At 58.7% G+C, this 26,020-nt stretch carries 25 protein-coding genes; 12 read left to right on the top strand and 13 right to left on the bottom strand.

The window, feature by feature from the left end; translation table 11 throughout:
* Nucleotides 1–5: 5 nt before the first annotated feature.
* Nucleotides 6–824 carry a nucleoside triphosphate pyrophosphohydrolase gene (mazG, locus tag B9P63_RS11680; protein WP_085308930.1) on the bottom strand — a complete coding sequence of 273 codons (819 nt, stop codon included), beginning with the start codon at nucleotides 822–824 and terminating at the stop codon, nucleotides 6–8.
* 63 nt (nucleotides 825–887) lie between these two features.
* Here mazG and B9P63_RS11675 point away from each other — a divergent pair, with 63 nt between their 5' ends.
* From B9P63_RS11675 to B9P63_RS11660, 4 genes are read left to right on the top strand one after another with little or no spacing between them, the layout of a single operon-like run.
* On the top strand, nucleotides 888–2,057 hold the full coding sequence (locus B9P63_RS11675) for a M20 aminoacylase family protein (protein ID WP_085308928.1): 1,170 nt from the start codon (nucleotides 888–890) through the stop codon (nucleotides 2,055–2,057).
* 3 nt (nucleotides 2,058–2,060) lie between these two features.
* Entirely contained in the window at nucleotides 2,061–3,032 is a 972-nt protein-coding gene (gene speB / locus B9P63_RS11670) for an agmatinase (protein ID WP_085308926.1), read from the top strand.
* On the top strand, nucleotides 3,029–3,973 hold the full coding sequence (speB, locus tag B9P63_RS11665) for an agmatinase (protein WP_085308924.1): 945 nt from the start codon (nucleotides 3,029–3,031) through the stop codon (nucleotides 3,971–3,973). Before speB (B9P63_RS11670) ends, speB (B9P63_RS11665) begins: the two co-directional genes overlap by 4 nt.
* A gap of 43 nt (nucleotides 3,974–4,016) precedes the next feature.
* A complete protein-coding gene (locus B9P63_RS11660) occupies nucleotides 4,017–4,397 on the top strand; it encodes a DUF1499 domain-containing protein (protein ID WP_085309243.1) in 381 nt (126 codons plus the stop codon).
* Here the strand turns inward: B9P63_RS11660 and B9P63_RS11655 are convergent.
* Nucleotides 4,344–4,628, bottom strand: coding sequence for a hypothetical protein (locus B9P63_RS11655; protein WP_245830661.1), 285 nt, complete (start codon nucleotides 4,626–4,628; stop codon nucleotides 4,344–4,346). The two genes, B9P63_RS11660 and B9P63_RS11655, sit on opposite strands and share 54 nt — an antisense overlap.
* A 63-nt stretch (nucleotides 4,629–4,691) precedes the next feature.
* Here B9P63_RS11655 and prfA point away from each other — a divergent pair, with 63 nt between their 5' ends.
* The 3 genes from prfA (at nucleotide 4,692) to B9P63_RS11640 (ending at nucleotide 7,411) form a co-directional block, all read left to right on the top strand.
* Complete coding sequence (gene prfA / locus B9P63_RS11650) at nucleotides 4,692–5,747, top strand: peptide chain release factor 1 (protein WP_085308920.1); 1,056 nt, start codon at nucleotides 4,692–4,694, stop codon at nucleotides 5,745–5,747.
* Nucleotides 5,744–6,610, top strand: a complete 867-nt coding sequence (gene prmC, locus B9P63_RS11645) for a peptide chain release factor N(5)-glutamine methyltransferase (protein WP_342743594.1) — start codon at nucleotides 5,744–5,746, stop codon at nucleotides 6,608–6,610. Before prfA ends, prmC begins: the two co-directional genes overlap by 4 nt.
* A gap of 216 nt (nucleotides 6,611–6,826) precedes the next feature.
* Nucleotides 6,827–7,411, top strand: a complete 585-nt coding sequence (locus B9P63_RS11640) for a DUF4167 domain-containing protein (RefSeq protein WP_085308918.1) — start codon at nucleotides 6,827–6,829, stop codon at nucleotides 7,409–7,411.
* Nucleotides 7,412–7,535: 124 nt separating this feature from the next.
* On the opposite strand, the gene rsmA is transcribed toward B9P63_RS11640, so the two are convergent.
* The 6 genes from rsmA to lptF are packed head-to-tail and all read right to left on the bottom strand — an operon-like array spanning nucleotide 7,536 to nucleotide 14,974.
* A complete protein-coding gene (gene rsmA / locus B9P63_RS11635) occupies nucleotides 7,536–8,378 on the bottom strand; it encodes a 16S rRNA (adenine(1518)-N(6)/adenine(1519)-N(6))-dimethyltransferase RsmA (protein WP_085308916.1) in 843 nt (280 codons plus the stop codon).
* Nucleotides 8,375–9,337: a 4-hydroxythreonine-4-phosphate dehydrogenase PdxA gene (gene pdxA, locus B9P63_RS11630; protein ID WP_085308914.1), complete on the bottom strand. Its 963-nt coding sequence runs from the start codon at nucleotides 9,335–9,337 to the stop codon at nucleotides 8,375–8,377. The genes rsmA and pdxA overlap by 4 nt, the downstream gene beginning before the upstream one ends.
* Before the next feature lie 9 nt (nucleotides 9,338–9,346).
* Nucleotides 9,347–10,609: a peptidylprolyl isomerase gene (locus tag B9P63_RS11625; protein WP_245830645.1), complete on the bottom strand. Its 1,263-nt coding sequence runs from the start codon at nucleotides 10,607–10,609 to the stop codon at nucleotides 9,347–9,349.
* A 5-nt stretch (nucleotides 10,610–10,614) separates the two neighbouring features.
* Nucleotides 10,615–12,750 carry an LPS-assembly protein LptD gene (locus tag B9P63_RS11620; RefSeq protein ID WP_176219150.1) on the bottom strand — a complete coding sequence of 712 codons (2,136 nt, stop codon included), beginning with the start codon at nucleotides 12,748–12,750 and terminating at the stop codon, nucleotides 10,615–10,617.
* Nucleotides 12,747–13,844: an LPS export ABC transporter permease LptG gene (gene lptG, locus B9P63_RS11615; protein WP_085308908.1), complete on the bottom strand. Its 1,098-nt coding sequence runs from the start codon at nucleotides 13,842–13,844 to the stop codon at nucleotides 12,747–12,749. The genes B9P63_RS11620 and lptG overlap by 4 nt, the downstream gene beginning before the upstream one ends.
* On the bottom strand, nucleotides 13,841–14,974 hold the full coding sequence (gene lptF, locus B9P63_RS11610) for an LPS export ABC transporter permease LptF (RefSeq protein ID WP_245830643.1): 1,134 nt from the start codon (nucleotides 14,972–14,974) through the stop codon (nucleotides 13,841–13,843). Before lptF ends, lptG begins: the two co-directional genes overlap by 4 nt.
* A gap of 127 nt (nucleotides 14,975–15,101) precedes the next feature.
* On the opposite strand from lptF, the gene B9P63_RS11605 reads away from it, so the two are divergent.
* Nucleotides 15,102–16,571, top strand: coding sequence for a leucyl aminopeptidase (locus tag B9P63_RS11605; protein WP_085308904.1), 1,470 nt, complete (start codon nucleotides 15,102–15,104; stop codon nucleotides 16,569–16,571).
* Nucleotide 16,572: 1 nt separating this feature from the next.
* On the top strand, nucleotides 16,573–17,034 hold the full coding sequence (locus B9P63_RS11600) for a DNA polymerase III subunit chi (protein ID WP_085308902.1): 462 nt from the start codon (nucleotides 16,573–16,575) through the stop codon (nucleotides 17,032–17,034).
* A gap of 77 nt (nucleotides 17,035–17,111) precedes the next feature.
* Here the strand turns inward: B9P63_RS11600 and B9P63_RS11595 are convergent, their stop codons facing one another.
* The 3 genes from B9P63_RS11595 to B9P63_RS11585 are packed head-to-tail and all read right to left on the bottom strand — an operon-like array spanning nucleotide 17,112 to nucleotide 20,218.
* Nucleotides 17,112–17,702 carry a retropepsin-like aspartic protease family protein gene (locus B9P63_RS11595; RefSeq protein WP_085308900.1) on the bottom strand — a complete coding sequence of 197 codons (591 nt, stop codon included), beginning with the start codon at nucleotides 17,700–17,702 and terminating at the stop codon, nucleotides 17,112–17,114.
* Nucleotides 17,703–17,732: 30 nt separating this feature from the next.
* Nucleotides 17,733–18,356, bottom strand: coding sequence for a MarC family protein (locus B9P63_RS11590; protein ID WP_085308898.1), 624 nt, complete (start codon nucleotides 18,354–18,356; stop codon nucleotides 17,733–17,735).
* Nucleotides 18,353–20,218 carry an ABC-F family ATP-binding cassette domain-containing protein gene (locus B9P63_RS11585; RefSeq protein WP_085308896.1) on the bottom strand — a complete coding sequence of 622 codons (1,866 nt, stop codon included), beginning with the start codon at nucleotides 20,216–20,218 and terminating at the stop codon, nucleotides 18,353–18,355. Before B9P63_RS11585 ends, B9P63_RS11590 begins: the two co-directional genes overlap by 4 nt.
* A 161-nt stretch (nucleotides 20,219–20,379) precedes the next feature.
* Between B9P63_RS11585 and ndk the strand changes: the two genes are divergently transcribed.
* Nucleotides 20,380–20,802: a nucleoside-diphosphate kinase gene (gene ndk / locus B9P63_RS11580; RefSeq protein WP_085308894.1), complete on the top strand. Its 423-nt coding sequence runs from the start codon at nucleotides 20,380–20,382 to the stop codon at nucleotides 20,800–20,802.
* 70 nt (nucleotides 20,803–20,872) lie between these two features.
* Here the strand turns inward: ndk and B9P63_RS11575 are convergent, their stop codons facing one another.
* Nucleotides 20,873–21,220, bottom strand: coding sequence for a TfoX/Sxy family DNA transformation protein (locus B9P63_RS11575; protein ID WP_085308892.1), 348 nt, complete (start codon nucleotides 21,218–21,220; stop codon nucleotides 20,873–20,875).
* Between the two features lie 797 nt (nucleotides 21,221–22,017).
* Here B9P63_RS11575 and B9P63_RS11570 point away from each other — a divergent pair.
* Complete coding sequence (locus tag B9P63_RS11570; RefSeq protein WP_085308890.1) at nucleotides 22,018–24,834, top strand: Rne/Rng family ribonuclease; 2,817 nt, start codon at nucleotides 22,018–22,020, stop codon at nucleotides 24,832–24,834.
* 79 nt (nucleotides 24,835–24,913) lie between these two features.
* Here B9P63_RS11570 and B9P63_RS11565 read toward each other — a convergent pair whose 3' ends face one another.
* A complete protein-coding gene (locus tag B9P63_RS11565) occupies nucleotides 24,914–25,138 on the bottom strand; it encodes a sulfurtransferase TusA family protein (RefSeq protein ID WP_425439745.1) in 225 nt (74 codons plus the stop codon).
* An 83-nt stretch (nucleotides 25,139–25,221) separates the two neighbouring features.
* Here B9P63_RS11565 and B9P63_RS11560 point away from each other — a divergent pair, with 83 nt between their 5' ends.
* Nucleotides 25,222–25,974 carry a cytochrome c biogenesis CcdA family protein gene (locus B9P63_RS11560; protein ID WP_085308886.1) on the top strand — a complete coding sequence of 251 codons (753 nt, stop codon included), beginning with the start codon at nucleotides 25,222–25,224 and terminating at the stop codon, nucleotides 25,972–25,974.
* Nucleotides 25,975–26,020: the final 46 nt, after the last annotated feature.

Raw genomic sequence — 26,020 nt, 5'->3', positions numbered from 1 at the left:
GGGGCCTAGCGCTGTTTTTCCTGTAATTTCGCAGCATCCCAGAGCGCATCCATTTCCTCTAGATCGGACTGCTCGGGCGTTTTGCCGCGCGCGGCCAATGCGGCCTCGATGCTCTCGAAACGGCGCGTAAACTTGGCGTTCGCAGCGCGCAGCGCGGTTTCGGATTCGATACCAAGGTGACGCCCGAGATTGACCATCACAAAGAGCAGATCACCGAATTCTTCCTCGACTTCCGCTTGCGATAGCTCATTGCGCGCCTCGACCAACTCGCCTGCTTCCTCGACGATCTTATCCAGAACCTGATCTGTGGAGGGCCAGTCAAACCCGACCCTTGCCGCGCGTTTTTGCAACTTTTTGGCGCGCAAAAGCGCAGGCAGCCCAACCGCAACCCCGTCAAGCGTACCGCCCTGCGCTTTGCCAGCACGCTCTGCGGCTTTGATCACTTCCCAATCAACCGTTTGCTGCTCGGCGGATTTGGCGTTGCTCTGATCGCCGAAGACATGAGGGTGACGCGCGAGCATCTTGTCCGACATTGTGTTGGCCACATCGTCAAAATCAAACAACCCAAGCTCACTCGCCATTTGCGCATGAAACACCGATTGGAACAGCAGATCGCCAAGCTCGCCGCGTAGCTCCTCCCAGTTCTCGCGCTCGATCGCGTCGGCGACCTCATAGGCTTCCTCGATGGTGTAGGGCGCGATGGAGGCGAAATCCTGCTCGATGTCCCAAGGGCATCCGGTATCGGGATCACGCAGCGCGCGCATGATGGCCAAAAGGCGCGGCATGCCGCCATTGGGATCGTGGATCAAGGTATCATCTGGCATTGCGGTGGGGCGTCCTTTTCTGTCAGATACGTTTCTAACGATAGCCCTTGGGGAGTCCATCCTATGCCCGTAGTGAACCGCATCGCGGAGTTTTCCGCCGACATGACAGAGTGGCGGCAACATTTGCACACAATCCCCGAGTTGTCCTTTGATTGCCCGAAAACGGCGGCGTTTATCGCGGCGCGTTTGCGCGAAATGGGCGTTGATGAAATTCATGAGGGTATTGCGCAAACCGGCATCGTCGCGATCATCAAGGGGCAGGGTGATGGGCCGACGATTGGTCTGCGCGCAGACTTTGATGGTCTTCCGATTATCGAGGCGACGGGGCTGGACTATGCCTCCACCCACGCCGGAAAAATGCACGCATGTGGCCATGACGGTCACACGGTGATGCTGCTTGGCGCGGCGCGCTATCTGGCTGAGACGCGTAATTTTTCGGGGCGCGTTGCGCTGATCTTCCAGCCCGCTGAAGAAAATGGTGGCGGCGCGGAAGTTATGGTGAACGAGGGAATCATGGATAGGTTTCATATCGGGTCCGTCTACGGCATCCACAACGCCCCCGGCTTTGTGCAAGGCGGATTTTATACCACGCCCGGCGCGATCATGGCGGCGGTGGACACGTTCCATATTGATATCAAAGGCGTTGGTGGACACGGCGCGATGCCCCATGAAACCCGCGATCCGGTGATTGCGGCCTGCGGCGTGGCGCAAGCGATCCAGACGATTGTGTCGCGCAATCACTATGCACTTGATGATCTGGTGGTTTCGGTCACGCAAATCCACACGGGCACGGTCGATAACGTGATCCCCGACAGTGCATATATCAACGGCACCGTGCGCACGTTTGACCCGAATGTGCAGGACATGGTCGAGCGCCGCCTTGGCGAGATCGTGGCAGGCCAAGCAGCCTCCTACGGGGTCACGGCCGAATTGCGCTATGAGCGCGGCTATCCGGCCACGATAAACCACGCGAAGGAAGCGGCACATGCGGCTGAAATTGCTATTGAAATATCGGGTGAAGATAATGTGAATGCCGATGCGGGCCGCGAAATGGGCGCAGAGGATTTTGCCTATATGTTGCAACAGCGCCCCGGCGCGTATCTATTTCTAGGTCAGGGAGAAAGCGCAGGGCTGCATCACCCCGAGTATAATTTCAACGATGCTGTGGCCCCGGTCGGCGCGAGTTTCTTCGCGCGTCTGGTCGAGCGTTCACAACCGGTTTCGGGGGCATAATCCATGGGCTTAGAGGATGCAAAAACACAAGTAGATCATGCGTTTACACGAGAAAATTCGCGTGGATTGAGCAATGAAAACACCTTTGGCGGGGCGACGTCGTTTTTGCGGCGACGTTACAGCAAGGACCTCAGCGGCGTTGATCTGGCGATCACAGGCGTGCCCTTCGATCAGGCTGTGACCAACCGGACAGGCACCCGCCTTGGACCGCGCGCGATCCGCGAAGCATCGAGCCTGCAAGCGCCCGACGCGCCCTATGGCTGGGGCTATGATCCGCTATCCGAGCTGAATATCGTCGATTACGGTGATCTGGCGTTTGATTATGCCATGGTCAGCGAATTTCCCGCAGCGTTAACCAATCATATCAAGGGTATTTTGGATGCGGGCGCCGCAAGCATTTGCCTTGGCGGCGATCACTACATCAGCTTTCCGATCCTCAAGGCCTATGCGGAAAAATACGGGCCGCTGAGCTTGATCCAGTTCGATGCGCACACCGATACGTGGCAGGATGACAATATGGAGCGGATCGACCATGGAACGATGTTCTACAAGGCGATCAAGCTGGGTCTGATAGATCCAAAGCGCTCGGTATCTATCGGAATTCGTACGGATAACCCTGATACGATGGGGGTGAATATTCTCGATGCGCGCTGGGTGCATGAGCATGGCGCTGCGGCGGTCGCTGCGCGCGTGAAGGAGATCGTGGGCGATCACAAAACCTATGTCACTTTCGATATCGACTGCCTCGATCCCGCCTTTGCGCCCGGCACAGGCACACCCGTCTGGGGCGGCCTTGCATCCTGGCAAGCGGCGGCGATCCTGCGCGATCTGGCAGGGATCAACATGGTTGGCGGCGATATTGTGGAAGTTTCACCGCCCTTCGATGCGAGCGGCGCAACAGCGATCGCCGGCGCGCATGTGGCGGTTGAGCTTATGTCCCTATGGGGCTGGAATCATTTGGGAAAAGGCCAATGACGAACCAACCTCTTGGCGGCAATGAACTGGCGCGATTTTCCGGTCCGCAGACGTTTATGCGTCTGCCTGCGCAGGATGGCCCCGAGGGGCTCGATGTTGCGGTGCTTGGTATTCCGATGGATATCGGGACAAGCTGGCGCTCTGGCACGCGCTTCGGTCCAAAACAAATCCGCGAGCAAAGCGCGATGATCCGGCCCTATAATCTGCAAACAGGTGCAGCGCCGTTTGATAGTTTGAACGTGGGTGATATTGGCGATGTGCCGATCAACACGTTCTCCCTAAGTGACAGTTTGCGTATCATTACAAAATATTATGACACGTTGTTAAAGTCACCTATGATCCCTGTAGCCCTTGGCGGCGATCATTCGCTGACCCTGCCGATCCTGCGCAGCATCGCCAAGAAACATGGCCCTGTCGCTTTGGTTCATGTGGATGCACATGCGGATGTGAACGAGCATATGTTTGGTGTGCGCGAAACCCATGGCACTGTGTTTCGCCGCGCTTATGAGGACGGCTGTTTGCAGGCGGACAAAGTGTTTCAAATCGGACTTCGCGGGACAGGCTACGGCGCGGACGATTTCAGCGAGGCGGCTGGATGGGGCTTTAGCCAGCACCTCGCGCCTGATCTCTGGCACAAGAGTCTCGCGCCGCTTGCTGCTGATATAAAAGAAAAAATTGGCGATACACCCGTCTATATCAGCTATGATATCGACAGCCTTGATCCAGCCTATGCGCCCGGTACAGGAACGCCTGAAATTGGCGGTCTGACCACGATGCAAGCGATGGAGCTTATTCGTGGCCTGCGCGGTCTTAACATTGTCGGCTGCGATCTGGTTGAGGTCAGCCCGCCTTATGATACCTCGGGTAACACGGCGCTGACAGCGGCGAATTTGGTCTATGAATTGCTTTGTGTGCTGCCGAATGTTGCCTACCGCTCGTGAGCAGGCGTTGCATGAGTTTAAGGGCAAGATGAAGGGAAACGGTATGTGGTTTTGGTTTATTCTAGTGTTACTTGCGGGGCTGGTGGCCTTTGTACAATTGGCTCCGAGCGATCCCGCGCGTTGGCATCAGGATGTGACGGCGGATCAGGACAAGGATTTCGCAGGCGGCGCTGTGCGCGTCGTCGATGTTGATTTCGCGGCGCTGGATGCGGCGATCCGCGGCAGCGGGGCCAAGGTGCTGGCGGGCAGCGTTGCACAGGGCCATATCACCTATATCAGCCGCACGCGCATCATGGGCTTTCCCGATTATGTGACGGTGCAGCGGGTTGACGGACGCTTGCGCATTTTCAGCCGTTTGCGTTTTGGAAAGTCAGATATGGGCGTCAACAAGCGGCGTGTAGAGGGGTGGCTCGCGCAGCTCTGAGGACAGGCAGCCTTTGGATATTTCACGCCACATGGGCGAATTAAGGCTCATCTGGCACTGGGCCATGAACATGCGCCCATCCACTTGGATGCAGGTCATCTGTCCAAGCTCGAGGCGCGCACCGCTTTTATCGGTGCAATAGCAATCCACCGTGCGCCCGCTCGGGCTTGTGACATCTGCACCTGCAATCATCGGAGCCGCGCATAGGAGGAAGGTCAGGACTTTTCTCATACGCACAAGTATATCATAAGCGAGGCGCTGCGCCAAGTTCCGCGCCACTCAGGAGAGACACCTATGGTTCCCATGGACCGCCTTATGCAGATCACCCAGAGGTTCGAGTTTCTCGAAGCGAAAATGGCGGGCGGCGCGGATGGCAGCGAGATCGCGGACCTCGCGCGCGAATATTCCGAATTGAAACCTGTGGTGGAGCAGGTCACGGCCTACAAGCAGTTGCTGTCGGATATCGAGGACGCGACGCAAATGCTAGGTGATCCGGATATGAAGGAGTTGGCGGAGGAAGAACTGCCAAGCCTGAAGGAGGCTTTGCCAAAGGCAGAGGCGGATCTGCAACTGGCGCTGCTGCCAAGGGATGCCGCCGATGCGCGCCCTGCGATGATCGAGATTCGCCCCGGCACCGGCGGAGACGAGGCGGCGCTTTTCGCGGCGGACCTGCTGCGCATGTATCAGAAATATGCCGAAGCGCGGGGCTGGAAGTTCGAGATTATCGCGGAGCAGTTGACCGAGCTTGGCGGTGTCAAGGAAGTCACTGGCCATATCAAGGGCGAGAATGTTTTCGCCCGCCTGAAATATGAAAGTGGCGTGCACCGTGTGCAGCGCGTGCCAACGACCGAAAGCGGTGGACGTGTTCATACGTCTGCGGCGACGGTGGCGGTGCTGCCCGAAGCGCAGGAGGTCGATGTGGTGATTGCGCCCAATGATATTCGCATTGATACGATGCGCGCGTCGGGTGCGGGTGGGCAGCACGTCAATACCACCGATTCGGCGGTGCGCATCACCCATATTCCATCGGGGATCATGGTCGTCAGCGCCGAGAAATCCCAGCACCGCAACCGCGAGATCGCGATGCAGGTTTTGCGCACACGGCTTTATGATGCGGAGCGGCAAAGGATCGACGATGAACGCTCTGCGGACCGCAAATCGCAAGTTGGATCGGGCGATCGTTCGGAGCGCATCCGCACCTATAATTTCCCTCAAGGGCGCATGAGTGATCACCGCATCAACCTGACGCTTTATAAGCTGGATCAGGTGATGGAGGGCGATCTGGACGAGATCATCGACGCGCTGACGGCAGATGATCAGGCGCGCAAACTGGCGGATATGAACGGGTGATCGGGGTCTTGAAGGCTGGCGCACCCCGCGAGGCATTGGCCTATGGGCGCGGCGCGCTGGCGGGGCAGGTTCCCGACCCGGGAGGCGAAGCGCGCGCGCTTTTGGCGATCGCGGCCGGGGTGACGCGCGCCGGCTTGAGCGGGCTTGATGACAAGGACTTTGCCGACAATGTGATGGCGCGCTACGGCACATTGATAGTGCGGCGCAGGGCGGGCACGCCCTTGTCGCATCTGCGCGGCACGCGAGATTTTTACAAACATACGTTCAAGGTGACGCCTGACGTGCTTGATCCGCGCGCAGATACCGAGGTTTTGGTGGAGGCCGCGCTTGGCGGCCCCTTTGAAAGGGTGCTTGATCTTGGCACCGGCTCTGGCTGCGTGCTGTTGAGCTTGCTCGCGGAGCGTGGCGGCGTGCAGGGTGTGGGCGCTGATATCTCGCAAGCTGCTCTGGAGGTGGCGCGCGAAAATGCGAAAGCTTTGGGCGTTTGCGCGCGCGCGCGCTTCGTGCACTCGGACTGGCTGGATGGGATCGAGGGGCGTTTTGATCTGATCGTGTCCAACCCGCCTTATATTTCGCTAGCCGATTATCAGGAGTTGATGATCGATGTGCGCGGTTTCGAGCCGCGCATCGCGCTCACGGATGAGGGCGATGGTTTGAGTGTATACCGCTTGCTCTGTGCGCAGGCAGGGGGTTATCTGACGGACCTTGGACGCTTTATCGTGGAAATCGGCTTTGATCAGGGCGCGGCCGTGCAAGACATTTTTGACGCGGCCGGGTTTACCGAAATTCAATGTTTGAGTGATATCGAGGGGCGCAGCCGTGTCGTTTCAGGGGTTTGGGTAGGCGGCAGAGCGGTTATATAGCCATGAAACCACGCTTTTTCCCGCGCAGGGTGCGGTTTTTCGGGAATTCGGGTTGCAGCACTGGTGATGAAGTGCTTAATGGGAGGTGCTACACGGGTGAATGACACGTTTCTGTTCCCCTTGGCACCAAGCCACAAATAGTGATCTTGATTTTCGCGCCTTAAGTTAGCGCAGACCATGGATCGCAGTGACATTGATATGCTGGATTGAAGCTAGATGAGATCATCAAAACCCCGTTCGCGGAAGAATAATAACCGCAATCGCCCGCAACAATCTGGGGGAAATGTTCCCAACCGCGTGTTCGACAGTTCCGGCCCCGAGGGCAAGGTACGTGGGACACCGCAACAGATTATCGACAAATACCAACAGCTTGCGCGCGATGCGCAGCTTGCGGGTGATCGTGTTGCGACCGAGAATTTCTCGCAGCATGCAGAGCACTATCTGCGTATGCTAGGCGCTGCGCAAAAAGAGATCGACGAGCGGCGCGAAGCGCAAGAGCGTGAAAACCGCGAACGTCAGGCCGAGCGCGACCGCGAACGTGCCGAGCGCGATGCAGAGCGCGCTGCGCGCGAAGCCGAGCAGCCACAGCCACAGCCACAAGTGCAGCCTGCAGCAGTGCAAAGTGATAGCGGTGTGCAGCCCGATGTGATCGACGTGATCGAATCGGCTGATAGCGGATTGGTGGAGACGCCCGAGAGCAAACCACGCAAGCCGCGCCCACAGCGCAAACCCCGTGCGCCGCGTAAACCTGCGAGCGAGCAAAGCGAGGCTCCAGAGCCCGCCTCGGACGCTGCTGAATAATATCCGGCTGAGTTTAGGTTTTTAAAAGGTCGAGCGCAAAGCGCTCGGCTTTTTTGCTTGCGGGGCGCTGCCCCGTCTCAGCAATGCTGAGACTCCCCGAGGTATTGCGGGACCAGAGAAGTCTTCAGGTTTTCTTCAGTTCGCGCGCCAGGGCGCAAAAGCCTTCAAGGGAAATTTGCTCGGCGCGCTCGGTTGGCTTGAGGCCCGCGGCGATCAGGCGATCTTCGATATCGGGCGCTGCGCCTTTGAGCGAGGCGCGCAGCATCTTACGGCGCTGGTTGAAGGCCATTGCGACCACACGCTCCAGCGTTTTGAAATCGGCAGGAAAGCGCGGCTCTGGTAGGGCGGTGAAATGCACCACTGCGCTGGAAACCTTTGGTGGAGGGCTGAACGCCTCGGGCGGTAGGTTGATCACGATCTGCGGATCGCAGCGCCATTGCGACAGAATGGCGAGGCGGCCATAGGCTTTGCTGCCCGGCGCGGCGGTGATGCGCTGCGCCACTTCGCGCTGGAACATGAGCGTCAGGCTGTCCCAATAGGGCGGCCATTGTTTCGGTGTTAGCCAACGGATCAGCAGTTCGGTTCCGACGTTATAGGGCAGATTGGACGCGATGCGAATGGGCGGTGTAAGATGTGCGAGCGGGTCGGTATCGAGCGCGTCGCCCTCTATGAGCTGTAAACGGCCCGGGTAGGCCTCGGCGATTTCTTGTAGCGCGGGCAGGCAGCGCGCGTCTTTTTCAATGGCGAGGACTTTGCGTGCGCCATTGGCCAAAAGACCGCGCGTGAGGCCACCGGGACCGGGACCGATCTCGAGCACATCGTGGGTGTCGAGTGTCCCGGCATAGCGTGCGATCTTGGAGGTCAGGTTGAGATCGAGCAGGAAGTTTTGCCCCATGGATTTGCGCGCTTGCAGATCATGGCGATCAATTACATCGCGCAAGGGGGGGAGCGTGTCGATAGAGCTCATGTCGCGCTCATCCTTTGGGCCATTTTCAGTGCTTCGATCAGACTGGTGGGGTTGGCAATGCCTTTGCCTGCGATATCGAGCGCTGTGCCGTGATCCGGCGATGTGCGAATGAAGCTGAGACCAAGCGTGACGTTGACGCCTTTGTCGAAGTCCAGCGTTTTGATCGGGATCAGCGCTTGGTCGTGATACATGCACACGGCTGCATCATAGCGCGCGCGCGCAGCGGCGTGGAACATCGTATCTGCGGGGAGCGGGCCATTGAGGGACATGCCGGCCGCGCGCAATTTGTCCAGCACAGGCGCGATAAGGGCGGCGTCCTCAAGGCCCATCTTGCCGCCTTCGCCCGCGTGCGGGTTGAGGCCGGCAACAGCAATTGTCGGGTCAGAGACGCCAAATTGTGTGATCAAGGCGCGGTGGGTGATGCGCAGAACGCTCTCCAAGACCTCGGCTGTCAGCGCATCCGGCACATCCTTGAGCGGGATATGGATGGTGGCAGGCACCACGCGCAGTTGATCGCTGGCAAGCATCATGACGACGTCTTTGACGCCATCAAGCGCCGCTAGAAATTCGGTATGGCCCGGATAGGCAAAGCTCGCACCATCCTGAAGCGCTTGTTTGTGGATCGGTGCAGTGCACAGCGCGCGCGCCTCGCCCGATTTGACCAGAGCCACCCCGCGCGCAATAGCGTCGATTACACCTTGGGCGTTGGCACTGTCCGGTTTGCCGGGAATGGCCGCGGCTGCGAATGTCTGCTTCAAGACGGGCAGGGCAGAGGCGCAGACTGCAAGCGCATCTCGGGGCGCGCCAATTTCTTGAAATACCGCGTCACCTGGCAAATGCGCAGGATCACCGATCCAGAAAAACGGCAGATCATCGCGCAGAGCCTGCCACGCGGCAAGCGCGATTTCCGGGCCAATGCCCGCAGGCTCGCCGCAGCTGAGCGCGATGGGGGCTGTCATGGCGTGCGCCTATTTCTCTGTGATACGCGCATCGGCGCGCAACTGTTCGAGATAGCCGTTGGAGTAGGACTCAAGGCGCTGGTTGCGCAGGCCAAGCGAGAGTTCGGCCCGATCTACATCTTGCTCCAGATCTGGGGTGCGCCCGCAAAGCATCAAAAGAACAAGTGTTTGCCCGTTCGAGCGTGTCAAAGCCGTTGAAATCTCTCCGGGATCGAGCTTGGCCAGTTCAAGCGCGATATCCGCCGGGATTTCGCTTGGTATCTTGGCACCGCGATCAAGCACGCTGGGGTCTTGCCCCTTGGCGACGCCGTAAAGATCATCGCAGCGATCCACCGAGTTTTCGATCTTGCGCGCGCTGGCCAGAGCGGCCTCTGTGCGTCCACCGGCGATGTAATAGGCGGCATATTCGATGGCGGAAAACTTGGGGTCGGGCGCATCGGTTTCTTCGATATCGCGAAGCTGGAATAGTGCAATGGCGTTCGGTAGCGGAATCGGAGCGCTGACTTCACCGGGCGCGAGGCCGAGAATGATCGGGCGCAACTGTGCGGGAAGTTGCGAGATCGGTAGCCAATCTAGGCGCCCGCTGCGTGCACGCGAGGGCGAGGCGGAATAGCGGCGTGCTTCGGAACCGAATGCTGCTGTTGTCTTGATTTGTGCGATGCGCTCTGCGCGCTCCTGCACTGCGGCGGCTTCGGCGAGTGGCGCAGGCATGATGATTTCCGAGAGTAACACGCGCACGCCGCCGGTTGCGGTTGTAGAGGCAAGCGCGCGATCGACTTCATCCTCGCTCACATCGACGCGCCCACCGAAACGGGCCTGTATCAGCTGACGCCATGCGATGCCGGAGGTCACGAAATCGCGAAACGCTTGCTCGGAAACGCCGCCTGCTTCGATGGTCTTGACGAATTCCTCACGCGTGAGATTGGCGCGTGCGGCGAATTCTTCCATGCCGGCTAGAATATTTTCGGAGCTTGGCATGATCCCGACCGCCGCTGCCGCGCCGATTTTCAGGCGATCGTCGATCAGTTGTTCGCGGGCAAGGGAGTTATGCTCGCCCGGGGCGCGAAGAAGGCGCAAAAACCGGATGCGTTCCTCAATTTCGAAATTGGTGATGGAACGGTCGTTGACCTTGATGGCGGTTGCGAACTGGTTTTGCGCTTGTGCCTGATGCGGCGTGAAACCGCCCAGCATCGCCGCGCTCGCAAGCGCAACTGCGCATGTGCGCGCAAAGGATCGCATAAAGGGTCGCAATGTGATGTGTCTAATGCCCATATCGCCTATTTCCTGCATGTGCGGCGTGCCGCTTTTCCGCTGCCGCCAGTGCTGAAGCCCAAGAGGGAGACAGCCAATTCATAAGTGGTCGCCGGGACCAGGGTGGATGATCTTGCATAGCTGCGCGTTGCCCCGAGGCCGACAGAAATGCACTCGTTCTGGTAGACCACTTTAGCGCCTGTCCTGGCGAAACGGTCCGTAAGCAAGTCATATTGGACATTTGCATTCGTCGTCCAGTGCCGATTGACCCGGTAACTCCCGTCGAGCGACCATTCGGCGACAGAACTCGCCCGGTTTTCGGTCGGGTCGGCTTTAAGGTGGATGTAGGTGCCAGAGATTCCAAACTTGTTGCGCCCGTAGGCGATGCGCGCTTCTGCCTTGATCGGTTTGAATTGCGCATCGAAAAGGCTGCGCGCCTGAAATGACCCGCCCCAAGCGGCGGCGTAATTCATCGCCAGCAAGGTGTCAGAGTTGGAACCGCGCAGCCCAGAACTGCTTGAGAAGGACCAATCGGCCGTATCGCGAAACACCTGCCCCAAGGTTACGCCTGCGGACCAACTGTCGGGATGTAGCCGCGCCCATCTCACACCCAAGGCAGCGATTGTTCCGGTCTCGCGCCGGTCCGCCGCAGGAAAGCGCGAGAGCGCGAGCAGATTGGCTTCGTCAAATTCGGAACTGACGCTTTCGTCATTGGGCAGGGTCGAGGGCGATCCGCCCGCCCAGCCAATTTGTGCGATGGGTTCAAACAGATGACTGGCACCATCGCGCCCCTTGCGGCTGAGCGGGTAGCGCAGGGTTGCGGCGATAACGGGAATGGCCTGTGTGGTGCGTCCTGCCGCGGTGCTGTCCTGGGTCACCGCATAGCTGTCAAGTCCGAGCGAGGTGGTGAGACCAAAGCGCAGGCCCCCCGCAAGCGTCCATTCATCGCGCCATGACAGATCAAGATTGATCCGCCCCATGTCGCGCCCAACGGTGTCCACAAGAGAGACACGTTTATGCCCGTGCAGCGCAAGATTGGCGCGAAACTCGCCGCCAATGCGCGGCAGTTGATAGCGCCGCTCATAGGTAACGTCGCCAATCAGTGTTGGCTGCGTGTCGTTGCTTTCATTGTCGCGCAGGGTTTCGAAATTCAGCAATTCCGCCTTAAAGAACACATCGCGTTTCACCCGCGTTAAAGCGATGCCCGATCCAAGGCGGTCCCGCCCCGAATAGCCATAGTTCGAACGGTAGCCGCTGTCGGATGCGGCTTCGATATCGAAGCTGAGCACGAAGCGGTTACCCAGATCGAACACGCCGTAGCCCGTCAGATAATTGCGGATCGAGCCGGGCACCAATGTGTCCTCGGACAGCGCGCCGTTGAATTCCACATAGCCGCGGCGGAACATCTTGCGAAAGCGTAGCTCCAGCGTTTTGGTCACGGGCGTGATGAACGGGGTAAGCGTAAGATCGGCGTGATCGCCAAGGGTAATGAAATATGGTATTTTCGCGCCAAACCCGAGTTCACTATCGGAAACGAATTGCGGCACGAGAAAGCCTGAAGCGCGTTTCAGCGAAGGGTCGGGAATGCGCATCGTGGGCAGATACAGCACAGGCACCCCGAGCAGGCGGAACTGCGCGCGGCGGAAATAGATTTGCTTTTCCTCGCGGTCATGGATCGCGCGTTCTGCGCGGATTTGCCAGATCGGCACGCCGTTGCCGCAAATCTGGCACGAGGTGGCGACGACTTTGCGCAGCACCGTATAGCGTCCCTCGACGCGGTCGGTCTGGGCGGACAATATCTGTAGTTCCTGATTGAGCACATAGCGTGCGCCGCGCAGGATGCCGTCCTCGAGCTTACTGTCCAGATCGGCGCTGTCGGCGATCAGAACATCGCCGTTTTCCTGCGCGATGCGCACGGGGCCGTCGATGATCAACTCGTCGCGTTTTTGATCGTAAATGATCTTGTCGGTAAACAGCCGTGTGCCTTCATAATAGGCCTCGACGTTGCCGCTGGCCACCAATCGCTCATCCTGCGTGATCAGCACGCTGTCGGCCACAAGCAGGGCGGCGTCCACGTCCTGCGCGCGCGCGGGCAGCGCCGATGCGTATGCAAGGACAAGCGCCGCGCCCAGTAGACGCAAGATATGGACCGATCGCTTCATCCGTCCTCCATATGCAGCAACAATCCAAGCGCAAGCATAATCGAAGCGACGGGCGGCGTCCATGCGGCGAGGATCGTCGGCAATTGACCGTTTTCGCCAAGGATCTGTGCGAAATTGCGCACGTAATATAGCCCGAACCCCAGCATCACGGCGGCAAGCACCGCAACCCCGGTCTTGCCAAAACGGCTGTGGCGCATGGTAAAGCCTGCGCCCACCAGCATCATCGCCATCAAAAACAGCGGACGGGCCAGTTCCATTTGGAGCCAGACCTTATGGCGGCGCGCGGAAAAGCCGGCCTCTTCGAGCTCGGAAATATAGCTGTTCATATCCCAGATCGACACTGCAGAGGGTTCGGAAAAACTGTCCCTGATGCGCTCTTCGGTCAGGCTGGTGGACACGATCAGGCTTGCCCAGACCTGCGATGCGGCTTCTGGGTTTTCATCGGTGCCAAGGGGCCATTGCTTTGCACCGCGCAATAGCCAGCCCTGCGATGTCAACATGGCCTCTTCGGCGGAAATGCGCGCTTGGGGTTGGCTGGACGTGTCATATTGCCAGAACGTCACATCATAAAGCGTCGTCATCCGCTCATCCGCGCGCTCCGCGTGAATTACCGTTTGCCCGGTTTCATCGCCCTGACGCAGCCATAGCCCTTCGCGTCCGATCGAGAGCGTGCTCTGCCCTTGATCACGATATTCACTCTCAAGGCTGGCCACGCGCTTGGTGGTCGCGGCAACAAGAGGATTGAAGAGTGTCACAGCGATAACGCCGATCAGCGCAGCCACCAGCATTGGCGAGAGCAGCGTCATCAAGGCAGAGCGCCCCGATGCACGCGTGACGACCAATTCAGAGGTGCGCGCCAGCGTCAAGAACAGAGAGACCGAAGAGAGTATCATCACCAGCGGCAGGATTTGATACAGCCCCGCAGGGGCGTTCAGCAGCGTTAGGATCAAGATGTCGTAAAAGCTGGCCGCCTCACTGTTGAAGCGGCGCATTTGTTCGACCAGATCAATGAGCGTGAGGAACGCAAAGAAAATCAGAAGCGTTGTCAGGAAGACCCGAAAAAAGCGGCGCGCGAAGTAATAATGCAGGATCATGCTGCGACCTCGCTCAAGGACGCATCCTTGCGTCGCCGCCTTGGGCGTGCGGCCAGTTGCAACATCAAGATTGCCGCCCCAAGCCCGAACACGCTTTGCGCATAGACCAGCGGCCACAGATGGGCATTGTTGCGCACCGGATCGGTGACAACGCTTTCCACCAGTTTCACCAGCACCAACAGGAGGATCGCACCGATGATCTGCCGCCCCACACCAAAGCGCGAAAACCCGCCCACCAAAAGCGTGGAAAAGCCGATCAACGCCGCCACGAGGCACAGAATCGGCTGGTTGAAGCGCCCGTGCGCTTCCTCAAGCACGCGGCCCACGGATTTGCCTGTGGCCTTGGCGACAAGCTCGCTGGCAAGAAATAACTCGCTTGTGGGACGTTGGTCCAGTGGCTTGAAAAGCGAATCCGGTCCAGCGATCAACGAGGATATATCATATGCGAAATCGGTGAATTTCGTCTTGGTCAGCGTGCGGGTATCATGCTGGAAGGTCTGGGCAATCCCGTTGATCATTGCCAGTTTTGGCCCGCTTGCTTCGGTTACCAGAAATCCGTCGACCGAACTGTAGGTCGTGGTGCGCTCCGGATTACGGCCATCGCTTAGAAATACATCCTTCAGCACGCCCTCCGGCGTGATTTCGCGGATATAAAAGGTGACGCCCGCGGTCGGGTTCATGAATTCCCCCTCGCGCAAAAGCTGCGCCGAGAGCGAGCCGCTGATCTGGTTTTCGCGAAAGCGCAGTTGTTCGAGCGAGGAGGGCACAAGATACTGCGTTAACGCCATCATGAACGTGCCCACGATCAGCCCGAAGATCACCACGGGCCGCGCAAGGCGCCATGGCGAATAGCCCGTGGCTTGCATCACCACTAACTCGCTTTCCGACGCAAGGCGGTTGGTGACATAGACCGACGCTGCAAAGGCCGACATGGGCAGCACCATGCGCACCACATTTGGCAGGCTAAGGGCGGTGAATTCAAGGAACACGGACGCAGGCTGGCCATCGGCGATGAGGCGGTCAAACAGGATCACCGCACGGTTGATCCAGTAGACCGACACCAGCACAAGCGAGAAGAAGCCGAACAACACGAGCAGTTGCGACAGTACATATCTGTCGAATCTTGCCAAATCTGCCCCCATTGCCTGTCGTTTTTCAAAGTTCTAGCCTATTTGACCCAGCGGTAAAACTGCTATCTGGCAAAGCCTTGCGAACCTCGCTATCCCTAGGCCAAACCATTCAAAGGATAGCGTCTCGATGCCCAACCTGATTGCCCCCACTTTTGCTGCTGTTGATCTTGATGCCATCGCCGCCTTCGAGGGGCGCGTCGCGCTGCTGATCGGCGCGGATGGCAAGCTCGATGCAGGCGCGCGCCGCGTCAACCGTTTGACCAAAGGGGCGATCGCGCGGGTTGTCGAAGCGGGCAAGCTGGAGGATGCCAAAGCGGGCAAGATCATTACGTTGAACTACCCTGCGGGCATGGCGGCGACTGCGCTGGATATCATCTGCCTCGAGCGGCGCCCCGATGCGCTCGATGCGCGCAAGGCGGGTGCGGCGCTTGGCAAGGCGCTGGATAAAGGCGCAGCGCTCTTGCTCGCGGGAAGCAACGCGAAACCGGCACAAATTGTGCTTGGTGCGGCCATGCGTGCCTATGAATTTACCCCCCACAAGAGCGATGCAGAGGTGAAGGCGCGCAGCCTCACTGTCATGTGCGCCAAGCCCGAAGAGGCAGAGCCCGAGGCGCGCGCGTTTCTTGCCGTGGCCGAGGGCGCGCACATGACGCGCGATCTGACCAATGAACCTGCCAACGTGCTGACCACCACTGAATTTGCGATCCGCCTGAAAGAGATGGAAAGCCTTGGCCTTGTCGTCGAAGTGCTGGAGGAGGCAGAGCTTGAAAGGCTCGGCATGCGCACGCTGCTGAGCGTCGGGCAAGGCTCGGACAGCCCCTCCAAAGTGGTGGTGATGCACTGGAATGGTGGCGAGAAAGGCGTCAAACCGCTGGCCCTGATCGGCAAAGGCGTGGTGTTCGACACAGGCGGTATTTCGCTTAAACCGGCGGCAGGCATGGAAGATATGACCATGGATATGGGCGGCGCTGGCGTTGTCAGCGGCGTGATGCGTACGCTGGCGCTGCGCGGAGCAAAAGCCAATGTGGTCGGCCTCGTGGGCCTTGTGGAGAACATGCCCTCCAGCAACGCCACGCGCCCCGGCGATGTTATAAAATCCATGAAGGGTGACACGGTCGAAGTGATCAACACCGACGCCGAAGGCCGGCTCGTGCTATGCGATGTGATGTGGTACGCACAAGAGCGTTTTGCGCCTGTCGGCATGATTGATCTGGCGACCCTGACGGGGGCCATCGTGGTGGGCCTTGGGCATGAAAACGCAGGCGTCTTTTCCAACGATGACGCGCTGTGTAGCGCTTTCCTGAATGCGGCCAAAGCCGAGGGCGAGGGCGCTTGGCGCATGCCGCTCGGGCAGGCCTACGACGATCTTTTGAAATCGCGCATCGCCGATATGAAGAACATCGGTGGGCGCGCTGCGGGATCGGTCACGGCGGCGCAATTCCTGCAACGTTTCGTCAAGGATGGCACGCCCTGGATTCACCTCGATATCGCGGGGGTCGCGTCGGTCAAATCCGAAACCACGCTGGCACCCGTCGGCGCGACGGGCTGGGGCGTGATGTCGCTGAGCCGCCTTGTGCAGGATCTGTACGAGCACTGACATGGGCGCGGTTTATTTCTACCACCTGACGCGCAAACCGCTTGAGGCAACGCTGCCTTTGCTACTGTCCAAAGCGCTTGGCGCGGGCTGGCGCTGCCTTGTGGTAGGCCGCGACCCCCAGCGCCTTGAAGCGCTCGACAGACAGCTCTGGCAGGGCGATGAAGCGGCGTTTCTCGCCCATGGCCTTGCGGGCGGCGCCCATGACGGTGATCAACCGATCTTGCTGGCGCAGGACCACTCGGGTGCCAACGATGCGGCCTGCGCCATGTGCATCGATGGCGCTTCGATTACGCCCGAGCAAGTGCAGGCCTACGCACGCACTTGCATCCTGTTTGATGGCAATGACGAGGCACAGGTGCAAGTGGCGCGCATACAGTGGAAATCCCTCACCGATGCGGGCTGCGCGGCGCAATACTGGTCAGAGGAAAGCGGCAATTGGCAAATGAAAGCCAAGAAAGACTAATGCGCGATTAAGGTTAACGCGCCCCCTGGTTCATCTTGCCCTTAAACTCTCCCCGAAGGGCCGCTTGGCCAAAAGCGCTAACGTGTCAAAACCAGCGTGCCGCCCGAGATCTCGATCCGCTCGAAGGTCTGTAAATAGCTCATCCCCATGAGCGATTGCGACATCTCCCCCTCGTTCACATCGACGCGAAAACGCGCCAATTCGGCGCCGGGCAACCCGAAGCTCTGCGTGCGCACAGAGGCGATGCGCACCGGCCCGTTGGCGGTCATCGCTCTGCCCAAGAATGCCAGCGTTTCAAGGTCAATACCCGCCGCCTCTGCATCCGCCTTGCGCAAAACCACATCGGTCGCGCCGGTATCCACGACAAAACGGATCGCCACGTCGTTCACCATTGCTGTCGCGTAGTAATGGCCGTCGCGCGCGCGCGGAAGCTCGAAGCGTGCACCGCTGTCGAACACCGATTGCTGCGGAGAAACGGTTTGGCGAATATCGCCCCACATTCCATAGGCGGCGATCACGCCGATGAAAATCAAGGCCCAAGCAGCCATTTGTTGCAGCATCTTATTCATCGAGCGGCGTGCCGAGGTGAAGAACCAGAAGGCAAGAACACCGCCCAGAATCACCAGATAAATCAGATTGCCGAACTCATCACCGGAAAATTGCGCCATATCGGGCCTCCTTTGACCCTATGTAGGGTCTTAGCCGAGAAGTCCAAAGTCCTTGAGACCATTGAGCATAAACTGCACCGCCAAAGCGGCCAAAAGCATGCCAAGCAGACGCGAAACGACATTGATGCCTGTCTTGCCCAGCAAACGCTCCAGCGGCGTTGCCGCCTCGAAGAAAATGAAGGTCACGACCAGCACAAGCGCCATCACCGCAAGCGACAGGCCAAGTCCGGTAAAGCCGGGGTGCGTGCCCGCAAGCAAGATCACCGTGGCGATCGAACCCGGACCGGCTATGAGGGGAATGGCCAAGGGAAACACCGATGGATCATCGAGATCGTCGTCTTCCTCGGCCGTGTCCTCGCGCCGTTTGGCGCGGCGCTGAAACAGCATATCGAGCGCGGTGAGCAAAAGCAGGATACCGCCTGCGATCTTGAAGGCGGCCATGGAAATACCGATGAAGCCCAGCAAAGCCTCGCCGAAAATGGCAAACAGCGCGAGAATGCCCGCAGAGACAAGTGTCGCGCGAATGGCGATGGCGCGGCGCTGCGCTACGGTCATCCCTTGGGTCAGCGCCACGAACAGCGGCGTGAGGCCGATAGGGTCGATAATGACAAAGAGCGTCACGAAGGACGTTATGAAAAACGCCGTATCGATCATTGGGATTCGGCCGCGTCCAGTTTTTCAAGCGCTGCCATCCACATGGTCTCCGCGCGCCCGTGCGCCTCCATGACTTCGGCGTATTTCTTGTTCCACGTTTCAAGTTCGCCCTTGCGCCCGTCCTCGTAGAGCACGGGATCCGCGAGCTTTTTCGCCAGCTTGTCGCGCATCTCGTCGATTTTCTTCATGCGTTCTTCGCATTTGCGAACATCTGCTTTGAGCGCCTTCATCTGGTCTTGCGAGGGGCGTTTTGCCTTTGGCTTTTCCACCGCTTTTGCGCCCTTGCCCTGCTTTGCAGGCTTGTCAGGGCTCAGCAGCATTTTGCGGTAGGCTTGCAAATCATCCTCATAGACCGACACATGCCCGTCCTTCACCAACCACAAGCGATCCGCGACCATGGACAAGAGGTGCATGTCGTGGCTGACAAGGATCACAGCGCCGCTATAGGCGGTCAGCGCATCAACCAGCGCCTCGCGCGATTCGATATCGAGGTGGTTTGTCGGCTCGTCGAGGATCAGCAGGTGCGGGGCAGGGAGCGTGGCGAGTAGGAGCGAAAGTCGCGCCTTTTGGCCGCCCGAAAGGCGTCCGACAGCCGTGTCCGCCTGATCCGCGCCAAGGCCGAAACCTGCAAGGCGCGCGCGCAAGCGGGCTTGCCCCTCGCTTGGACGTTCGCGCAGCAAATGCTCTAGCGGAGATTCATCAACGTAGAGTTCTTCCACTTGGTGCTGGGCAAAAAATCCGATGCGCAGCTTGTTGGATGTGACCATAGAGCCGCTGGCGATTTGCAAACGATCGGAGAGCATTTTGGAAAGGGTCGATTTACCCTCGCCGTTGCGGCCCAAAAGCGCGATGCGGTCGTCCTGATCAATGCGCAGGTTCAAATCGCGCAGAATGATTTTGTCGCCGTAGCCCACAGAGGCTTTTTCCGTGGCGATAATCGGCGGTGAGAGTTCTTCGGGCTTGGGGAAGGTAAACACAGTGCGCGCCACATCTTCGGGTGCGCGAATTGTTTCCATTTTTTCCAAGGCTTTAACACGTGATTGTGCTTGCTTGGCCTTGGAGGCTTTGGCCTTGAAGCGGTCCACAAAGGCTTGCAAATGCTCGCGTTTGGCGTCCTGTTTTTTGGCCGCCGATGCCATGAGCGCGCGTTTTTGGGCGCGCTGCTTGGCGAACATATCATAGGTGCCTGTGTAATAGATCAGGCCTTTGTCTTCGAGATGCAGAATGCCGCCAACGGAGCGGTTGAGCAGTTCGCGGTCGTGCGACACGATCAGAACAGTGTGCGGATATTTGACAAGGTAGGCCTCAAGCCAGAGCGCGCCCTCAAGATCAAGATAGTTTGTCGGCTCGTCGAGCAGCAACAGATCAGGCTCGGAGAAGAGCACAGCCGCCAACGCGACGCGCATGCGCCAACCGCCGGAGAACGCAGAACAGGGTTGTTGCTGCTCATCGTGGGTAAAGCCAAGGCCGCGCAAAATCGTCGCGGCGCGCGCTTCGGCGGACCATGCGTCGATATCTGTGAGGCGGTTTTGCACCTCGGAAATGCGGGCCGGATCAGTGGTGGTTTCCGCCTCGGCAAGCAGCGCCTCGCGCTCTGTATCGGCGCGCAGCACCGTGTCGATCAAGGAGACCTCGTTGCCCGGCACCTCTTGGGACACGCCGCCGATTTTCCAGCCCTGCGGCATGCTGACAGCGCCGGTGTCGAGCACCATTTCACCGCGGATAATTTTGAACAACGTCGTCTTGCCAGAGCCGTTACGCCCCACAAGGCCAACCTTGTGACCGGTCGGAATTGTGACAGATGCGTTTTCGACCAAGGTGCGGCCCGCGACGGAGTATGTGATGTCTGATATTTTAAGCATGCGGCGCGGATAGCAGAGGGATTGCGCCAGCGCCAGCGGTGATCTTGGGCTTCTTCGACTTCGCGGCTTTTCATGGCGTCAGCCTCATGTTAAGCGCGGCGCAGAATTTACGGGTGATTGCCGCATGGGGCGGCGGGCCTAACTTACAAAGGAAGTCTCACATGGCTCTGGAACGCACATTTTCGATCATCAAACCTGATGCAACACGCCGCAACCTGACGGGCAAGATCAATGCCAAGTTCGAAGAGGCCGGCCTGCGCATCGTCGCGCAAAAGCGTATTCAAATGACGCTGGCTCAAGCGCAGACGTTTTACGGTGTACACTCCGAGCGTCCGTTCTTTGGCGAACTGTGTGAGTTCATGATCTCCGAGCCAGTCGTCGTACAGGTTCTTGAGGGCGAAGGCGCAATCGCGAAAAATCGCGAAGTCATGGGCGCAACAAACCCGAGCGATGCCGCCGCTGGCACGATCCGCGCCGAATTTGCAGAATCGGTTGGTGAAAACTCTGTTCACGGCTCTGACGCGCCCGAGACAGCGGCAGAAGAAATCGCATTTTTCTTCTCCGGTCTTGAACTGGTTGGCTAAGGTTTGATTTAGACTGCGGGATGGGGGCCAGCCCCCAAACCCCCGAAGTTTATTTCGAAAGATGAAGATATTAAGGTTTGATGGCGCGCTCTCTAACGCCGATCAGATCAAGGGCTGCTTCGAGATCGGAGCGGCCCTTTTCTTTTGTGCCTTCAGCGCTGGCTTTGAGCGCGTCGAAGGTTTGACGAAGCGCGGCTTTTTCGGTGCCGGTGCAATCGTTCCAGGGGCGCGCTTGAAGGCCCATCACCAGGGCATAATAGCCGATGAAATGCGGGCGCGTGCCGGAGGTTATCAATCTTGTGTAGGCCGCATCGGCGCCGATTGCGCGCAGTTGCGTCGCTGTGGTGATGCCCGCGCGCGCGAAATTTGCATCGCTCGCAGGGCCCATATTGGGTATGGAGGAGACCGGATCGCTCATGCGCGATGTGCTAGCATGGCTTTCGTGGCTCAGATACTCGCGAAATCGGTGAAGATAACGGGTTTGACCGGAGCCTCGCCCTGTTTTGTTTGAGGGGCGGTCAAAATCGGCTTGGCGGGTGGTTTGGGAGGTTTGGAGGACGCCATGTGTTGTCCTTTCGCGTTATGAGTGTTGCGCTGCTGTGAAGAACGGGGCGGGGTTGATTGCCCTTGAATGCGCGTTTTGCAGGTTCACCTTGGCGCAGCGGCAGGGCAGGGCTTTGCCGAAAATGCGGCGATTTGGTGGTTTGGAGTTGATTGCTGTTGACAGCACAGCTTGCGCGGCAAGCCCACCAGCGGGTCAAGATGTCGTCAATTGCGCGCGATTAGCCATTGCGGTGAGCCCCCTTTAGACCCTATGTAGGAAGGACGGTTCGTGGTTGCGCAGGCAAACATGTCCCGGGAGAGTTTCGCTGCCGCCCACTTTGCGTGATGCAAGGGCGTTTGGAGGCAGACCGATACGGTCCTGACAGTGATCTTATTTTAAAGAGACTATCAGACCTAACGACGCGCCGTTTCTTTGAAACCGAAGAGCGGCACATTAACGGATACGCGCATAGGGAACTTTGTGACGTGTCGGAGAAGAATCGCGATGAAGCGCGCGCAGGACATGAGTACCAGAGCAGGAGCCCCTCAAGGGCTCTGCCGCCGTGCGCGCCATATCGCCCAAATCAGACGCCCCGCATATCGAACAGCCGGACCGCCGGATCGCGCAAGTGATCGGGTTGGCGAAGGATATGCCTGGCGCAATCGGATATTATGCCTAAGAAAATGCTTATCGATGCCACCCACGCGGAAGAAACACGCGTTGTTGTGGTCGACGGAAACAAGGTTGAGGAATTTGACTTTGAGTCCGAAAACAAACGCCAGCTTGCTGGCAACATCTATCTCGCAAAAGTAACGCGCGTAGAGCCGTCGCTTCAGGCGGCGTTCGTGGATTACGGCGGCAACCGTCACGGTTTTCTCGCGTTTTCGGAAATTCACCCTGACTACTATCAGATCCCCGTCGCGGACCGTGAGGCCCTGATGGAGGAAGAGCGCGCCTATGCCGAAAGCCAGCGCCAGCGCGACGAAGAGCAGGACAAGCCAAAGCCGCGCCGCTCGCGCCGCCGCTCGACGACCAAGGCCGCGGATGCAACAAACGGCGATGCGGTCATCAGCAAGGACGTGGACGGCGCAGACAGCGACACAAGTGCTGAAATCACCGGCATGGAAACCATTGATCTGAGTGAGGATGCCCCTGCGGCTGAGGTGCAGGAGGGATCGTCGCCGATGGAGACGGTCGCCGAAACCCCGGTGGAGACGCCCTCGACGGATGAAACCGAGCTCGACGGCGCAGTCGATGAGGATGACGCGAGTGATATTGATGTTGCAGCGCATGCGAGCGATGATGAGGACACGCCCAAGGGCCAATCCGCAGCCGATCGCGACGAAAACATTGAATCAGTCGCGGATGACGATGACGTCGAGGATATTCGCCCGGCGCGCAAGCCACGTCCACGGCGCTACAAGATTCAGGAAGTTGTAAAAGTACGTCAAATCCTTCTGGTGCAGGTGGTTAAGGAAGAGCGCGGCAATAAAGGCGCGGCGCTGACAACTTACTTGAGCCTTGCCGGTCGATACTGCGTTCTGATGCCAAACACTGCGCGCGGTGGCGGCATTTCACGCAAGATCACCAACGTTGTAGATCGTAAGAAACTCAAAGAGATCGCGAACGAAATTGATGTGCCTCAGGGCGCAGGGTTGATCGTGCGCACGGCAGGTGCCAAACGCACCAAGACCGAGATCAAGCGCGATTATGAATATCTGCAACGCTTGTGGGAGCAAATCCGCGAACTGACCCTTAAATCAATCGCGCCTGCGAAGATTTACGAGGAAGGCGATCTGATCAAACGCTCGATCCGCGATTTGTATAACCGCGATATTGACGAGGTTTTCGTAGAGGGCGAGCGCGGCTACCGCATCGCCAAGGACTTCATGAAAATGATCATGCCGTCGCATGCGAAAAACGTTAAGCTTTATAACGAGAGCATGCCGCTTTTTGCGCGTTATCAGGTGGAAAGCTATCTGGCGGGCATGTTTAACCCCACGGTGCAGTTGCGTTCCGGTGGTTATATCGTGATTGACACGACCGAGGCGCTTGTCGCGGTTGACGTCAACTCTGGCCGCGCCACCAAAGAAGGCTCTATCGAGCAAACAGCGACCAAGACCAACCTTGAGGCCGCCGAAGAAGTGGCGCGCCAAGTGCGTCTGCGTGACCTCGCGGGCCTGATTGTTATCGACTTCATCGACATGGACGAACGCAAGAACAATGCGGCCGTCGAGAAGATGATGAAGGACAAGCTGAAGACTGACCGCGCGCGCATTCAAGTGGGCCGCATTTCGGGCTTTGGCCTGATGGAAATGTCGCGTCAGCGTCTGCGCCCCGGTATGATCGAGGCGACGACTGCGCCTTGCCCATCGTGCCATGGCACGGGTCTTATTCGCTCTGATGACAATATGGCGCTGAATATTCTACGCCAGATCGAGGAAGAGGGCGTGCGCCGCCGCTCGCGCGAAGTTCTGGTGCGTTGCCCGGTTGGCATCTGCAATTACCTGATGAACCAGAAGCGCGAGCATATTGCGCAGATCGAGCTGCGCTATGGCCTGTCCGTGCGTATCGAGGGGGACCCCCATATGGTCAGCCCTGATTTCGCGCTCGAAAAATTCAAGACTGCGACGCGCGTCGTGCCTGAGCCGTCGGCCCATGTGGTTTCGGTAGATACGTCTTTGATGGATCAGATCGACGAGGATGAAGCCGCCGCGCAAGACGACGAGGACGAGGTGGCCAGCGAGGCCGCAGCAGAGAATAACGTTGCCAACACCCACGAGGGCGGCGAGGGCGATGACAAGCCAAAGAAGCGTCGCAGACGCCGGCGCCGGGGTGGCAAGAAGAACAACGGATCCGACGGTGAGAGCGGGTCTGATACGGCTCAGGACAACGCTGACGAAAGCGAGAGCGAAGAACCTGCGGTGATTGCTGCCGCGCCCGAGCAGGGTGCAGAAGTGCAAGCGGATGCAAGCGAAGATGCGCCAGTGGAAAAGCCCAAGCGTGTTTACAAATCACGTAGCCGCTCCAAGGCGAAAACCGATGAAGCAAGCGTTGATGTTCCTGTTTCAGATGCTCCTGTAGAGGCTGCTTCGGACGCCCCTGTCGAGGCAGAGGCAGCACCGGAAAAGCCCAAGCGGAAACCACGTGCGCGCAAGCCGGCTGCAAAGAAAGCACCAGTGAGTGCACCTGTGACCGAGGCGGTGATTGAGCCTGTGGCGACAGTTGCGGCTGAGGTGACGCCTGTCGACGCGCCTGCCACCGATGCGGTTGCCCCTGTGCCAGAGCCTGCGGTGGAAACGGCCGAGGCGGTTGAGCTTGTCGCGGCCGAAGCGGAGGTTGCCGAGCTGGTGATTGCCGAGCCTGAAGTCGCAGCGCCAGAAGCGGTTGAGACACAAACAGTGCCGGCGGAAGCAAGTGAGCCGAAAACGGTGTCCTACGAGCCAGCCAAGCCAAAGCGCCGAGGTTGGTGGTCGCTGGGCAAGTGACTGTCTAGGGATCAAAAATAAAGAAAACGCCGCGTGGTTTGCGCGGCGTTTTCCGTTTCACTTCTGTATCTCCGGACAATCAGCGCGCTTTACGGATCACGTAAATCTGTACATCGCCTTCCTCGCGCGTTTCGATAAGCGTGTGGCCGGCTTCGGCGCAAAAATGCGGCACATCGACGATTGCAGCAGGATCATCCGCGCGTATTTCCAGCTCGTCACCGGGGGTAAGCGGCTGCAATCGCTTGCGCGCTTTGAGGACGGGAAGGGGGCAAAGCAGCCCGATGGCATCAAGGTGGTATCGCATGAGTCTCATTTAGGTGCGATGTTACACTCTGTCCACGTCCTTGTGACTTTTCACTGGCCTGTGTGCCCTGTTACACGGTGTATATGTTCGGAATCGATATCATATCAGCGGGCCTCGCGCCTGCCATGATCGTGGCGCTGCTGGCTGGCATCGTTTCGTTCCTTAGCCCCTGTGTTTTGCCCATCGTGCCGCCCTATCTGGCCTTCATGAGCGGGGTCAGCGTACCGGAAATGCAAGGCACGCGCGCGGCGCGGCGCCAAACCGGAATCGCGGCGATCTTCTTTGTGATGGGTCTGTCTACGATCTTTTTGCTGCTCGGGTTTACAGCATCGGTGTTCGGGGCGTTTTTCTTGCAAAATCAGGTACTGTTCGGGCAAATTGCGGGCGTTGTGATCATCATTTTTGGCCTGCATTTTCTGGGTGTTTATCGCATCGGTTTTCTTGATCGCGAGGCGCGCCTTGATGCGGGGGATCGCGGTGGCAGTGCCTTTGGTGCCTATGTTCTGGGCCTTGCCTTTGCCTTCGGCTGGACGCCTTGCATTGGCCCGCAACTTGGTGCGATCCTCTCGCTAGCGGCCTCTGAGGCAGATGTTGTGCGCGGCACCACGCTACTTGGTGTTTATGCGCTTGGTCTTGGAATTCCGTTTCTGCTGGCTGCGTTTTTCATCGACCGTGCCATGGGCGTAATGACGCGGATCAAGCGGCATATGGGTTTGATCGAGAAGATTTCAGGTGTGCTGCTGATTGCGGTCGGGCTTGCCATGCTGACGGGGGCGTTTTCGCTCTTTGCTTTTTGGCTTTTGGAAACATTTCCAGCCCTCGGCGCATTGGGCTAGGATTTCGGATCGCTAAAGCGCTCCGACAGGCTGGGGAGGGACGCTG

Source organism: Planktotalea arctica (assembly GCF_002105285.1).
GTDB classification, from domain to species: Bacteria; Pseudomonadota; Alphaproteobacteria; order Rhodobacterales; family Rhodobacteraceae; genus Planktotalea; species Planktotalea arctica.
The sequence above is the reverse complement of the archived record's forward strand: the minus strand, read 5'-3'. Positions and strand labels throughout refer to the sequence as shown.